We start from the raw sequence: 14,221 nt of genomic DNA on the forward strand, positions 1-14,221 counted from the left end.
CACAGGAAAAGGGGACGGAGGGGATTAAGTCGTATTTGGCAGGCCATGCGCTTATGCCGAAAACGACTTAATCCCCTCCGTCCCCTTTTTCGCATGGTCAACACATTGCCGGTCATAGGCTGGCCCGGTTCCAAAGGAGGTTGTCACCGCAGCACATTCGGGGGGATCCGGGATGGGTAGGAGTGGCACGGACCAACAGAGCCGGCGGGTGCCGATGACCCGGGGGCTGGGACTGCGTTTTGCGTTGTTGACCGGCATGGCGATCGGACTGGTCGCACTGTCGGCGTTGATCCAGGAACTGCAGGCGGCCTCCACCGCCTGGATCGCCGGCCAGGGATACTGGTCGCGCGGTCAGCAGGATGCGACCGCCGCGCTCAGTCGCTACCTGGCGCGCGGTGATGCCCAGGACCTGGACGATGCACGCCAGGCCCTGCAGGTGCCGTTGGGCGATCTGCAGGCGCGGTTGGCGCTGGAACAGGCGGAGCCTGACGAAGAGAAGGCCCGGCAGGGCTTCCTGCAGGGGGGCAACGCGCACGCCGACATTCCGCGCCTGGTGTTTTCGTTCCGCTACGCGCGGGATATCGGTGCCTTCCGCGAAGCGACCGCGTTATGGCGGCAGACCGACGGGGACCTGATGGCGCTGCAGCGCCTGGTCGATGAGTTGCAGCGGCGGCACGAGGGTGGCCCCGTACTGGCAGCCACGCGTGACCACTACCTGCAGCAGCTGCGCGACCTGGACCAGCGGATGAAGGTGCAGAGCCAGGCGTTCTCGCAGGCGCTGCTGCGGATGGCGACGCTGGTGAGGCTGGCCACGTTGATGGTCGCGGGCCTGTCGGTGCTGGCGATCAGCCTGATGGCGGTGGCCCTGGCGCGCCGCGTCGGCAAGGACCTGACCGAACACGAGAGCCGCTTCCGCGCAGCGTTCTACCAGGCCAACGTCGGCATGCTCAAGCTCGATACCGAAGGCAAGGTGATCGAGGCCAACCAGGCGATGGCCGACATCCTCGACCATCGTCGTGACATGCTGCTGCAGCTGTCGCTGGCTGACCTGCTGATGGACGGCGAGCTGGTCATTGATGGGGTGGGGCGCATCGATTGGGACCGCCAGCTGCGGCCGAGCGAACTGCGCTTCCGCCGTCGTGATGGCAGCCTGGTCTGGGGCCGCTGGAGCGGCACCGGTGTGCGCAGCGCCGGCGGTGGCCTGTCGGTGTTCGCGATCATCGAAGACGTCAGCCAGAACCATGCACTGGCGCGCGAGATCGAACACCACGCCAGCCATGACCCGCTGACCGGCCTGATCAACCGGCGCGAGATCGAACGCCTGCTCGAACGCGCGCTGATGCAGGTGCGCAGCGAAGGTGGTACGCACGCGCTGTGCTACATCAACCTGGACCATTTCAAGCTGGTCAATGACAGCTTCGGCCATGCCGCCGGCGACCAGATGCTGCGCAGCTTCGCCGATTACCTGGTGGCGGCGGTGCGCGATGGTGACTGGGTGGGCCGGCTGGGTGCGGACGAGTTCGCGGTGTTCCTCGCCCATGCCGGGCAGGACGAGGCCAAGCGCGTGCTGCAGCGGGTGATCCGCAATCTGGGGCAGGCGACGTTCCCGGTGAGCGAGGGCAGCCCGCAGTTGAGCTGCAGCATCGGCGTGGTCGAGGTCAGCGCCGATGCACCGGATGTGAACTGGTTGATGAGCGCCGCCGACAGTGCCTGCTATGCGGCCAAGCAGGCCGGGCGCAACCGCGTGCACTGCTTCAACGAGAACCGCATGGCGTTGGAGGAACGGCGCCGGGAAGCCGAGCGGCTGCAGGGCGTCAGCCTGGCCATGGCCGAGAACCGCATGGTGCTGTATGCGCAGCGCATCGCCCGCGTCGGCGATCCCACCTACCTGCACTACGAGGTGCTGGTACGCATGCGCGGCAGCGATGGCAGCCTGCACCTGCCGGGCCAGTTCATGCCGGCGGTGGAGCGCTATGGCATGGCCGTGGCGCTGGACCGGCACGTGCTCGGCCTGCTGTTCCGGCACCTGCAGGTGTGCCCGGCGCATGTGCGGCAGCTGGGACTGTGCAACGTCAACGTGTCGGCGCAGTCGATCGCCGAACCCGGCTTCCTCGCCTTCGTCTGCGACCTGCTGGAGCGCAATCGCGCGCTGGCCTCCAAGCTGTGCTTCGAGATCACCGAGACCGCAGCGATCAGCAACCTCAGCCAGGCGCGCGCGTTCATCGATGCGGTGAAGGCGCGCGGCTGCCGGATGGCGCTGGACGATTTCGGCTCCGGGCTGTCCTCGTTCGGCTACCTGCGCCAGCTGCCGGCCGACATCCTGAAGATCGACGGGGCCTTCGTGCGCGACATGGATACCGATCCGGTCAGCCACGCCACCGTGCGCGCGATCAGTGAACTGGGGCGCGAGCTGCAGATGGAGGTGGTGGCCGAATGGGTAGAGACCGCCGAAGTCGCCGCCGCGCTGACCCGGCTTGGGGTGCAGGGCCTGCAGGGCTATGCGGTCGAGCGACCGCAGCCACTGGAACGGATGACCCTGGCCGACCTGCGGCCGGTGCGCCTGGTGGCGGTGCAGGGCCCGCCTGCCGCAGGTTGAACGCCGTCGGCGACTTTGGTCTACACATGCGTTGCAGCCGCGGCTGCGATAATGCCTGCCAGGGGCGACGCGCAGTGGGCGCGGGCGTATGCAGGAACAGGACGTGGCGTGGGCGGCAGGCAGTGGCAGTACGGAACAGGGGCGGTGCTGGTCGTGCTGCTGGTGTGGTTGGCGACGCCGTGGCCACTGTGGGCCGCTGCCGTCGAAGCCGGCCGCGATTACCTGCTGGTCGGCGCAGCCACCGATGAACCCACTCCACATCGCGCATGCACGCCGGACATGCTGGCCGGTCACCGGCAGCAGGTGCAGGTGCCTGCGCCGCCGGGCGGCTGGTCGGGGCAACCGCAGGCCCTGGACGTGTTCAATGTGTTCGCTGGCGAAGTCCGCGTGCAGTATGGCGATCGCGAGATCTGCGGCAACATGCACGATGCCCGTACCCGAGACTCACGCTTCCGCGCAGGCATCGGGCTGGTGGCGGTGCCGCCAGCGGGCAGTCACGATCCATTCCTGGTGTCGTGGCAGACGCCGTTGAAGGCGCGTTGGGTACCCACCCTTCGGCTGGGCGCGCCCAGTCCCGTGCAGCAGAACGATACCGCCCGCCTGCTGGTGCGCGCGGCCTGCATCGCCGTGGCGATCGCACTGGCGTTGTCGGCACTGATGGCCTTCCTCACCACCCGCGACCGCAGTTTCCTGGCCTACATCGCCGGTACCACCGTGCTGGTGCTTTGGCAGGCCATCCTCGGTGGCCTCAGCGGCTATCCGGAACCCTGGTTGCCGGTGGGCGAGCGCGGTGCCTGGTGGCTGCTGGTGTTGACTGCGGCCACGCAGGCCTTGGTGCTGCCGGCGCTGTGGCGGCTGAATGGCGGTGATCGCCTGTTGCCGCGTTCGCGTCCGTTCCAGCTGGTGGCGCTTTGGGGATTGCTGGTGTTGGCTGCACTGGTGCCCTGGCTGCCATGGGACAGCCTGGCCTGGGTGGCGCAGGGCCTGCAGGTGTCCTATCTGCTGGGCTGTGGCCTGGCGTTGATGGCCGGGGTGTGGGCACGGCTGCGCGGTGACCGCTGGGCGCAGGCGGGGCTGGCGGCGCTGGCGCCGATGCTGGTGTTGATCCTGGCCGACGCCTGCCGCGCGGCGTGGTTGCTGGAATACCGCGTGGAGGCCCTGCAGCTGGCGGTGACCTGGCTGCTGATGATGGCCGCCTACGCACTGAACCAGCGGCTGGGCCGCCTGCGCCAGCAGCGCGATGAACTGCGCCAGCTGGCCGAGACCGATGGCCTGACCGGCCTGCCCAACCGCCGTGCCGGCCTGCAGCAGTTGGCCCGCCACCTGGAGCGGGTTGACCGCGAGCGTGGCCCGCTGGTGATCGGCTTCCTCGATATCGACCTGTTCAAGGACATCAATGACCGCCATGGCCACGCCGTGGGTGACCTGGTGCTGGTGGCGGTGGCGCGTGCATTGCGTGCCGCGGTACGCAGCCAGGACCAGGTAGTGCGGATGGGCGGCGAAGAGTTCCTGCTGCTGATGCCGGGCATGCCCCGCGAGGCGGCGTCGGCGCGCCTGGATCGCCTGCGCCAACGCATCACGGAGGCGGCCCGGGCGCTGCAGGTGCCCGGCCTGGAGGTCACCGCCAGCATCGGCCTGGCGCAGTGGCGGCCGGGCGAGGACGATCTCGCCGCGCTGCTGCGCCGGGCCGACCATGCCATGTACGTGGCCAAGCGTGCCGGCCGCAACCGGGTGTTCGACGGCGAAGAACTCGATCCACCCGGCCTGGCATGAAGCGCGGCGGGCGGCGATGCCGGATAATAGGGCGATGACCACCCGACTCAACAAACACATCGCCGACACCGGCTTCTGCTCCCGCCGCGAAGCCGATCGCCTGATCGCCGCCCGCCGGGTCACCGTCAACGGCCATCCGGCCGGCACCGGCGCGGTGGTGGGCGAGGAAGACCAGGTGCTGGTGGACGGCCAGCCGCTGCGCGCGCGCGTGGCCCGCAAGCCCGGCGCCCGCCGCCACGTCTACATCGCGCTGAACAAGCCGGTCGGCGTCACCTGCACGACCGAGACGTCGGTCAAGGGCAACATCGTCGACTTCGTCGGGCATGAACAGCGCATCTTCCCGATCGGCCGCCTCGACAAGGAGTCCGAAGGCCTGATCCTGATGACCAGCAACGGCGACATCGTCAATCAGATCCTGCGGGCCGAGAACGGCCACCAGAAGGAATACCTGGTGGCGGTGAACAAGCCGGTCACCGATGAGTTCCTGCGCGGCATGGCGCGTGGTGTTCGCATCCACGACCAGATGACGCTGCCATGCAAGACTTCGCGCATCGCCAAGTTCGGTTTCCGCATCACCCTGCAGCAGGGCCTGAACCGGCAGATCCGCCTGATGGCCGCCGAGTTCGGCTATCGCGTGACCCAGCTGCGCCGCGTGCGCATCGACAACATCAAGATGGGTGCGCTGAAGCCGGGCCAGTGGCGCAACCTGACCGAGCAGGAGCTGCAGGGCCTGCTGCCGAAGCAGCTGGACTGGTAGTGCCGGCCGCTGGCCGGCTGCAATGGGCGCGCGATGTATCCGGGATGCCGGCCAACGGTCGGCACCACCGCCATGCGGATTGCTCACCGGCATCCGCTAGACTTCGCGGTGACCTGCCGGAACGTGACGTTGCATGATCAAGCCCGACAAGCCCGCCAACGAAGCCCTTCGGCTCGAGGCGCTGTATCGCTACCGCATCCTCGATTCGGAGCGTGAAAAATCCTTCGACGACCTGGTGGTGATCGCCAAGGCGGTCTGCGGCACCTCGATGGCGGCGGTGACCCTGATCGATGTCGAACGGCAATGGTTCAAGTCGATCCAGGGCATCGATGCGGCGGAAAACCTGCGCAGCGAATCGATGTGTGGCCACGCCATCCTGCAGCCGCAGCAGATCATGGTGGTCGAGGATGCGCTGCAGGATGTGCGCTTCCACGACAATCCGGTGGTGGTCGGCGATCCGCACATCCGCTTCTATGCCGGCGCGCCGCTGATCAGCTCCGACGGCTTGCCGCTGGGTACGCTGTGCGTGTTCGACGCACAGCCGCAGCACTTGGCCAGCGACAAGGCCGAGGCGCTGGCCGCACTGTCGCGGCAGGTGATGCTGGTGATGGAATTGCGCCGTTTCGCGCTCGACATCCAGAACCACATGCTGGAACGCGATGATTACGAGCGCCTGCTGTCGGAGTACCACGACGTGCTGCTGGCGCAGAACGCCGACCTGGCCGAGCAGAGCCGCACCGATGCGCTGACCGGCCTGCCGAACCGCCGCGCGATGGCAGCGGCGCTGGACGAGGCGGTGGCGGTAACCGGGGATCAGCCCGCTGAGGCCTGCGTCGCGCTGCTGGACATCGATCACTTCAAGCACATCAACGACTTCCAGGGCCACGCTACCGGCGACCGCGTGCTGGCCGAACTGGGCGCACTGCTGCGTTCGCACTTCGCCGGCCGTGGCATGGCGGCGCGCTACGGCGGCGAGGAGTTCGTGGCAGTGATGCCCGCAACCGACCTGCGCACCGCCGAACTTCAGTGCGAGTTCCTGCGCCTGGCCGTGGCCGACCTGCCACTGGGCTTCCCGGTCACGATCAGTATCGGCATCGCCCAACACCAGCCCGGTGAAAGCGTGGACGACACGCTGGCACGTGCCGACAAGGCGCTGTACCGGGCCAAGGGCAATGGCCGCAACCGGGTGGAAGTGGCGGGCTGAAGTACCCCGCCCGGTAGATCCATGTCATGCGTGGATGCTCTTCCCGATTCACATCGCGTCGCAGCGCCTGCGATCAAGAGCGGGCAGCATGACGCTTTGTCTTCCCGGACGCCGACCATGCTGCAGACCCTGGCCATCGCCCACTATCGCTCGCTGCACGGGTTGGTATTGCCGCTGCAGCGGTTGAATGTGGTGACCGGCGACAATGGCAGTGGCAAGTCCAGCCTGTACCGCGCGCTGCGCCTGCTTGCGGAGACCGCACAGGGCGGAGTCGCGGCGGTGCTGGCCCGCGAAGGTGGGCTTGGTTCGGCGCTGTGGGCAGGTCCCGAATCCATCGATCGCAGGGTTGCGGCCGGCGAGATTCCGCTGCAGGGCGGGCTCCGGCAGGCGTCGGTGGGGCTGACGCTGGGTTTCACTACCGAAGAATTGGGCTATGCCATCGACCTGGGCTATCCGCCGCCCAGCCGTTCGGCGTTTGCGCTGGATCCGCAGATCAAGGCGGAGGCGATCTGGGCCGGGCCGTTCCTGCGCAGCGCCAACCTGCTGGTCGATCGTCGCGGGGCGATGGTGCGGCAGCGTCATGCGCGCGGTTGGGATCTGGTGGATGACCGGTTGTCGCTGTTCGACAGCCTGTTCACCCAGGTCGGCGATCCGCAGCGCATGCCCGAAACGATCACCCTGCGTGAGTACATCCGTTGCTGGCGCTTCTACGACCATTTTCGCAGCGATGGCGATGCCCCGGCGCGGCAACCGGCGATGGCCACGCGCACGCCGGTGCTGCATCACGATGGCCGGGACCTGGCGGCGGCCTGGGTGACCATCCTCGAGGTCGGTGACCCGGTTGCGTTGGCACGCAGCGTCGACGACGCGTTCCCGGGCGCCACGGTCGGTTTCGAGGAGCTGGATGGACGCCTGGCGCTGCGCTTCCACCAACCCGGGTTGCTGCGGCCATTGTCGATGGCCGAGCTTTCCGACGGCACGCTGCGCTTCCTGCTGCTGGCCGCAGCGCTGCACACGCCACGCCCACCGCCGCTGATGGTGCTCAACGAACCGGAGACCAGCCTGCACCCGGACCTGCTGCCGGCGCTGGCGCGGCTCATCATCGCAGCCAGTGCGCGCAGCCAGGTATGGGTGGTGTCGCACGCCAGCCGGCTGATCGCGGCGTTGGAACAGGCGCCAGGGTGCCATTCGCTGCATCTGTACAAGGAACAGGGCCGCACGCTGTTGAGCGGGCAGGGCCTGCTGGATGCGCCGGCCTGGCATTGGCCGCAGCGGTGATGCGGCCATCCACGCCATGCATGGATGCACTCAATCGGCGATGTTGCGTGCTTCGGCGGTACCGAGGATTTCCGGATGCTGTACCGGCTTGCGGCGGTTCAGCAGCGGATGCAGGAACACCGCGCCGACGATGATCGCCACGCCCAGGTAGAACCACGGGGTGACTTCGTGTTGCTCGCGCAGCAGCACCACGGCCAGTACCACCGCATAGACCGGCTCCAGGTTGGTCACCAGCTGCACCGTGTAGGCGCTCAGGTGGCGCAGCGCGACCAGGGCCAGGGCGAACGGCAGCAGCGTGCAGAACCCGGCCAGCACCAGCAGCAGGATGCCGTCGTGCAGATTCGGGACCACCCACAGCGGGCTGGCCAGCGCCGGCAGCAGATAGGGCATCAGCGGCGCCAGCAGGGTCAGGGTGAGGGTGCCGGCACCCAGCTCCAGCGCGGTGACCGTGAGCGGATCGGCATGGCTGACCATGCGCTTGTTGAGCGAACCGAACACCGCCACCAGCAGCGCCGAGATCGCGCCGATCAACACACCCAGGCGCATGCCATCGGGCACGCCACCGACCACCAGCGCAACACCCGGCAGCACCGCCAGGCCGAACGCCAGCTCACGCAGCTGGAACGGCCGCTTGGCCACCCACGGCTCGATGATCGAGGTGAACACCGGCGCCAGTGCGATGCAGGTGGCAGCCACCGAGGCATTGGCCAGCTTCACCGCGCCGTAGAACGTCAGCCAGTGCAGGGCGACCAGCGCGCCGATGCCGGCGTAGCCTGCCACCAGCCGCAGGGGCAGGGTGCGCAACCCGCGCCAGACCCGCGGCAGCAGCGCCAGCATCGCCGTCACCAGCAGCATGCGCCACCACACCAGCGGCAGTGCGGGCAGGGTGATCAGCTTGCCGAGGATGGCGGTGACGCCCCACAGCAGGACACAGAAATGGATCTGCCACAGCGCTTTGCGGGTGTCGGGTGTGCTCATCGGCCTATTGTGAGGCAATCGTACGGTCGCCGGCGACGCCTGTGGCATGCTCGCAGAAACTCCTCAGGAGAACCCTGCAATGGCTGCCAACCGCTCCGCCCTGCGTGCATGGGCAGCACTGACTGCACTGGTGGCCGCCACCGCGTTGCTGCTGCAATACCTGTTGCTGCTACGCGGCCCCGGGGCGGCTGCCGGGGTCGGCATGGCGACACTGCGCTTCGTTGGTTACTTCACGATTCTCAGCAACCTGGCGGTGTGCCTGGGATGCGTCAGGCTGATCCGTGCGGGTGTGCTGGACACGACTGTCGCCGCGGTGATCGCGTTGTGCATCGGGGTGACCGCGTGCATCTACATGCTGGCGTTGCAGGGGCTGTGGCAGCCCACCGGGCTGCAATGGTGGGTCGATGCCGGCCTGCACTACGCTGTGCCGGCGCTGTACCTGCTGGGGTGGTGGTGGCTGCTGCCGCATGGGGCGCTGCGCTGGCGCGCGCTGGGCGGCGTGCTGCTGGTACCGCTGGTCTACCTTGGCTGGGCGATGCTGGTCGCTGCAATGACCGGACAGGCGCCGTATCCATTCCTCGAACTGCAACGCCTGGGGCTGGCGGCCTTCCTGCTCAACGTGCTGCGCGTTGCGGGCGTGTTCGTGGTGGGGTGGACCCTGCTGTGGGGGCTGGACCGCTGGCGCCGTCGATGAGGCGCTGCAGGGCCATCGCTGCGGCCGGGTTGCGGGCCTTGCCGGCACCGATGCACAGCAGGTAGACCTCGCGCGGGGTTTCCGGGGCGGACCCGGCCAGGCAGGGCAGGTCGTCCACCGGCTCGCCGCGTGACCAGCGTCGCGCGCGTTCAGCCCAGCGCTGCTGCACGGGTGCAGGCAGGCCCTCGTTCAAGCGGGCCTGGCTGCGCTTGATCCGCGCGTAGACGAAGCCCGCACTGACATCGCCATGCAATGGCCCCTCGTCGCTGTCCTCGATCACCAGCGCCACGCCGTGGCGGCGCGCGGCGGCGACCAGTGCCGGTCCATGTGCTTCGGCGTTGCGCACTTCCAGAGCGTGCTGCAACGGCAGGCCCTCGAGCTGCTTCGGCAGCTGCGCCATCAGCGCTTCCAATGCATCGGCGTCGGCCGGATGGTGCGGATCGAACTGCCACAGCAGCGGGCCGAGCCGGTCACCGAGCGCAAGTGCCGCCTGCAGGAATGGCGTGGCTGCTTCCACGGTGCTGGCCAGGTCGCGGCGCTGCACCAGGTAGCGTGGCGCCTTCATCGAGAAACGGAAGCCTTCCGGCGTCTGCGCGGCCCACTGCGCGCACTGGGCCGCAGTCGGCGTGCGGTAGAAGGTGCCGTTGATCTCGATGCAGCGCAGGGCGCGGCTGGCATGGGCCAGTTCCTCGCGCTGCGGCAGTCCCACCGGATAGAACATGCCGCCGCGCCACTCGGGAAACACCCAGCCGCCAATACCGCAGCGGATCGCCATCTGGCCGGCGGCGGCAGCGTTCACTGGCTGTGGTCCTCGCGCCAGGGGTCGTAGCTGCCGAACCACCACAGGTAGCCTTCAGGATCGGCACAGGCATAGCCGCGGCCGCCGTAGTCCTGGTCGGCAATGTCGATGACGATGCGTGCCCCAGCCGCCTTGGCCCGCGCATAGTGCGCATCGACATCGGTGACGATCACGCAGGCGCTCTGGGTCTGGCGGCCGCCGACTTCTCCGGGCAGGACCGCGTGTTCACTCCACGCGCTCTGGTTGTTGGCCGAGCCGAGCATGATCATGCCGTTGCCGAAGGTGAGCTGGGCATGGAAAACCGTATCGCCATCGGCATACACGGCCTGGGCATGGAAGCCGAAGGCCCGCTGCAGCCAGTCGATGGCGGCCAGCGCGTCGCGGTAGCGCAGGCACGGAATGATGGTGGAGCCGTTGCTTGGTTGGCCATTCGCGCCCATGACACCCCTCCTATGGCACGGGGCAGGGTGCATCGGCGACCGTTACCATCCTGCGAAACCCCGGTGACGGCCTGCACATGGCCGCTACCCCTGTTCGGAGATGGTGCTGGATGAAAACCTGGATCGGAGGAGCCGTGCTGCTGGCGTGCACGACCATGGCCAATGCGGCGACCCCGCAGCAGCTGCAGGACCTGGATGCGACCGTCGAGCGCGTGCGCACGCAGTTCGACGTGCCCGGCATCGCCGTGGCCGTAGTCAAGGATGGCCAGGTGGTGCTCGAACGTGGCTGGGGCGTGCGCGAGCAGGGCAAGCCGGAACCGGTGCAGGCCGACACCCTGTTTGCCATCGCTTCCAATACCAAGGCGTTCACCGCCACCTCGCTGAACCTGCTGGCCGAGGACGGCAAGCTGAAGATGGATGACAAGGTGATCGATCACCTGCCGTCGTTCCGCATGTCCGATCCGTTCGTGACCGGGCAGATGACGATCCGCGACCTGCTGTCGCATCGCAGCGGGCTGAGCCTGGGCGCCGGTGACCTGCTGTTCTGGCCGGCCACCTCCTACAGCAACGCCGAAGTGGTGGAGCGACTGGGCAGGGTGCCGCTGAAGGGCGGCTTCCGCGAGAGCTATGCCTACGACAACATCCTGTACGCGGTCGCCCAACAGGTGATCGAGCGCGTGTCCGGCATGAGCTACCAGCAGTTCCTGCAGACGCGCATCTTCGACAAGGTGGGGATGGCCGGCACGCGCTACAACGCTGACCACCTGAAGCCAGGTGACAAGGCGGCGGTCGGCCACGCCAAGTACGATTTCAAGGACCTGCGCACCGTTGCACCGCTGACCTGGTCGAACAATGCCGGCGCCGGTGGCATCTATTCCAGCGCGCACGACATGGCGCGCTGGATGCAGGTGCAGCTGGCCGGAGGCAAGCTCGCCGATGGCACGGTGCTGTTCAGTGAAAAGAGCCAGCAGCAGATGTGGCGGATGATCACCCCGCAGTCGATCCCGGCGCCGAGCGTGCCGGAGCTGGCACCGGCGCGGGCCAACTTCGCCGGCTATGGCGAAGGCTGGAGCCTGAGCGACTATCGCGGGCAGAAGCTGGTCTGGCACACCGGTGGCTGGCCGGGCATGGTCTCGCGGTTGACCCTGGTGCCCGGCGAGAAGCTGGGCGTGGTGGTGCTGACCAACCAGGAAGTGGGCGCGGCGTTCAATGCGATCACCCTGAGCGTGCTTGACGCTTACCTGAGCGGAGAAAAGCACGATTGGGTGGACGCCTATGCCAAGGCCGTGGCCAAGGGCCAGGACAAGGCCGACGAGGCCTGGGCCAAGCACCAGAGCGCACGCGACAAGGGCAGCAGGCGATCGCTGGCGCTGGCCGGCTACGCCGGCAGCTTCCGTGACCGCTGGTATGGCGACATGCAGATCAGCGTCGAAGGCAAGGGCCTGCGCCTGCGCTTTGCGAAGACCGCGCAGCTGAGCGGGCGCCTGGAGCACTGGCAGCACGACACCTTCATCGTGCGTTGGGACGACCGTTCGCTCAACGCCGATGCGTTCGTGAACTTCAGCCTGGACCCGGATGGCAAGGTGCGCGAGGTGCGCATGCAGCCGATTTCCGACCTGACCGATTTCAGTTTCGATTTCCAGGACCTGCTGTTCACCCCGGCAACGTAACCCGATGCGGCCCACATGATCGGTAGCGCCGGGCCATGCCCGGCGAGCGCGCAGCGCGGTTGCAGGGGGAATCGCCGGGCATGGCCCGGCGCTACCAGAACCGGGGCATCGTCGGCCGGCGTACACATCCGGCGTGGGATACTCCGCCGGCTATTGATGGCGAGGGAATGCGATGTTCCGTTGGTTTGAATCCCTGATCCCGGTTTTCCCGCCCGTGGATGGGCGCATGCCACCGCGCAAGGTGCTGCCGTTCTACCTGCACTACCTGCGCCCGATCTGGCCGGTGCTGCTGGCGACCCTGATTGCCGGCCTGCTGCTGGCGCTGGTGGAAGTGGCCATGTTCGACTACCTGGGCCGCATCGTCGACATGGTCGCCGAGCAGCCCGGTGCCGATTTCTTCAAGCGCCATGCCAATGAACTGGGCTGGATGCTGTTCATCACGGTCATCGCGCGGCCGATCCTGGTGGGCCTGCACAACCTGCTGGTCAACCAGGCGATCGTGCCCGGCCTGAGCAACCGCTCGCGCTGGCTGATGCACAACTACGTGGTGCGGCAGAGCCTGAGCTTCTTCCAGAACGACTTCGCCGGCAGCGTCGCCAACCGGGTGATGCAGACCGGTACCTCGCTGCGCGAGTCGGCGGTACAGATGGTCGATTCGCTCTGGTACATCGTGGTCTATACCGGCACGGCGCTGTACCTGTTCGCGCAGGCGGACTGGCGGTTGATGGTGCCGCTGGTCCTGTGGCTGCTGGCCTACGCGGTGATCATGGTCTACTTCGTGCCGCGCGCGAAGGAACGGGCCTGGATTGCGTCCGAAGCGCGCTCCAAGGCGATGGGCCGCATCGTCGATGGCTACACCAACATTCCCACGTTGAAGCTGTTCGCCCATGGCGGACGCGAGCAGGCCTACGTGGCCGAATCGATCCAGGAACTGGCGGTCAAGCACCGCGCGCAGACCCGGGTGACCACAGGCATGGACCTGACCATCGCCATCGTCAACGGTTTCCTGATTGCCGGTACCTGCGGGCTCGCGCTGTGGCTGTGGAATGGCGGCCACATCACCGTCGGTGCGATCACGTTGGCGACCGGCCTGGTGATCCGCATCCACAACATGTCCGGCTGGATCATGTGGACCATCAACGGCATCTTCGAGGACATCGGCACGGTGCAGGATGGCATCACCACCATCGCCCAGCCGCTGACCGTGCAGGACCGCGAGGATGCGGTGCCGTTGCAGGTGACCCGTGGCGGTGTGCACTTCCAGGACATCCACTTCCATTACGGCAAGAAGGGCGGTGTGATCGCTGGCCTCGACCTGGTGGTGAAGCCGGGCGAGAAGATCGGCCTGGTCGGTCCTTCCGGTGCCGGCAAGTCGACCCTGGTGAACGTGCTGCTGCGCCTGTACGACCTGGAAAGCGGCCGCATCCTGATCGACGGCCAGGACATTGCGTACGTCACCCAGGAAAGCCTGCGCCAGCAGATCGGCGTGGTCACCCAGGACACCTCGCTGCTGCATCGCTCGATCCGCGACAACCTGCTGTATGGCCGCCCCGATGCGACCGAGGAGCAGCTGCGTGCTGCCGTGGCCAAGGCGCGTGCCGAAGCCTTCATCGATTCGCTGGTGGACGGGCAGGGCCGTCGTGGCTACGACGCGCACGTGGGCGAGCGCGGGGTGAAGCTGTCCGGTGGCCAGCGCCAGCGCATCGCCATTGCCCGCGTGCTGCTGAAGGACGCGCCGATCCTGGTGCTGGACGAAGCGACCTCGGCGCTGGACTCGGAAGTGGAAGCGGCGATCCAGGACAGCCTGGATGAGCTGATGGGCGGCAAGACGGTGATCGCGATCGCGCACCGGCTCTCGACCATCGCGCGCATGGACCGGCTGGTGGTGATGGACCAGGGCCGCATCGTCGAGACCGGCAGCCATGCCGAACTGATTGCGGCCGGTGGCCTGTACGCGCGCCTGTGGGCGCGGCAGACCGGTGGTTTCGTGGCGGCCGATCAATGAGTACTTCCGGGGTCGGAGCCCTTTCCT

The 14,221-nt window shown here is 67.5% G+C and carries 11 protein-coding genes; 8 read left to right on the forward strand and 3 right to left on the reverse strand.

Going from position 1 to position 14,221, the window contains the following annotated elements; translation table 11 throughout:
* Positions 1 to 172 precede the first annotated feature (172 nt).
* From AC5P74_RS07075 to AC5P74_RS07095, 5 genes are all read left to right on the forward strand, one after another.
* Complete coding sequence (locus tag AC5P74_RS07075) at positions 173 to 2,596, forward strand: putative bifunctional diguanylate cyclase/phosphodiesterase (RefSeq protein ID WP_346607883.1); 2,424 nt, start codon at positions 173 to 175, stop codon at positions 2,594 to 2,596.
* Positions 2,597 to 2,704: 108 nt separating this feature from the next.
* Entirely contained in the window at positions 2,705 to 4,369 is a 1,665-nt protein-coding gene (locus AC5P74_RS07080) for a sensor domain-containing diguanylate cyclase (protein WP_329841642.1), read from the forward strand.
* 34 nt (positions 4,370 to 4,403) lie between these two features.
* Positions 4,404 to 5,126, forward strand: coding sequence for a pseudouridine synthase (locus tag AC5P74_RS07085; RefSeq protein ID WP_053497046.1), 723 nt, complete (start codon positions 4,404 to 4,406; stop codon positions 5,124 to 5,126).
* A gap of 133 nt (positions 5,127 to 5,259) precedes the next feature.
* Positions 5,260 to 6,330: a sensor domain-containing diguanylate cyclase gene (locus tag AC5P74_RS07090; protein ID WP_053497048.1), complete on the forward strand. Its 1,071-nt coding sequence runs from the start codon at positions 5,260 to 5,262 to the stop codon at positions 6,328 to 6,330.
* A gap of 117 nt (positions 6,331 to 6,447) precedes the next feature.
* Positions 6,448 to 7,608 carry an AAA family ATPase gene (locus AC5P74_RS07095; protein ID WP_346607884.1) on the forward strand — a complete coding sequence of 387 codons (1,161 nt, stop codon included), beginning with the start codon at positions 6,448 to 6,450 and terminating at the stop codon, positions 7,606 to 7,608.
* Positions 7,609 to 7,638: 30 nt separating this feature from the next.
* On the opposite strand, the gene AC5P74_RS07100 is transcribed toward AC5P74_RS07095, so the two are convergent.
* A complete protein-coding gene (locus AC5P74_RS07100; RefSeq protein WP_012479593.1) occupies positions 7,639 to 8,586 on the reverse strand; it encodes a DMT family transporter in 948 nt (315 codons plus the stop codon).
* 79 nt (positions 8,587 to 8,665) lie between these two features.
* Here AC5P74_RS07100 and AC5P74_RS07105 point away from each other — a divergent pair, with 79 nt between their 5' ends.
* Complete coding sequence (locus AC5P74_RS07105; protein ID WP_070488875.1) at positions 8,666 to 9,280, forward strand: Pr6Pr family membrane protein; 615 nt, start codon at positions 8,666 to 8,668, stop codon at positions 9,278 to 9,280.
* Here the strand turns inward: AC5P74_RS07105 and AC5P74_RS07110 are convergent.
* Both AC5P74_RS07110 and AC5P74_RS07115 read right to left on the reverse strand, forming a co-directional pair.
* Positions 9,201 to 10,055, reverse strand: coding sequence for a DUF72 domain-containing protein (locus AC5P74_RS07110; RefSeq protein WP_346607888.1), 855 nt, complete (start codon positions 10,053 to 10,055; stop codon positions 9,201 to 9,203). The two genes, AC5P74_RS07105 and AC5P74_RS07110, sit on opposite strands and share 80 nt — an antisense overlap.
* 20 nt (positions 10,056 to 10,075) lie before the next feature.
* Complete coding sequence (locus AC5P74_RS07115) at positions 10,076 to 10,519, reverse strand: VOC family protein (protein ID WP_070488872.1); 444 nt, start codon at positions 10,517 to 10,519, stop codon at positions 10,076 to 10,078.
* Positions 10,520 to 10,629: 110 nt separating this feature from the next.
* On the opposite strand from AC5P74_RS07115, the gene AC5P74_RS07120 reads away from it, so the two are divergent.
* Positions 10,630 to 12,189 carry a serine hydrolase gene (locus AC5P74_RS07120; protein WP_346607885.1) on the forward strand — a complete coding sequence of 520 codons (1,560 nt, stop codon included), beginning with the start codon at positions 10,630 to 10,632 and terminating at the stop codon, positions 12,187 to 12,189.
* Positions 12,190 to 12,361: 172 nt separating this feature from the next.
* Positions 12,362 to 14,194 carry a multidrug efflux ABC transporter SmrA gene (smrA, locus tag AC5P74_RS07125; protein WP_346607886.1) on the forward strand — a complete coding sequence of 611 codons (1,833 nt, stop codon included), beginning with the start codon at positions 12,362 to 12,364 and terminating at the stop codon, positions 14,192 to 14,194.
* Positions 14,195 to 14,221: the final 27 nt, after the last annotated feature.

This window comes from Stenotrophomonas sp. YJH_SMC_94-11, assembly GCF_059370435.1.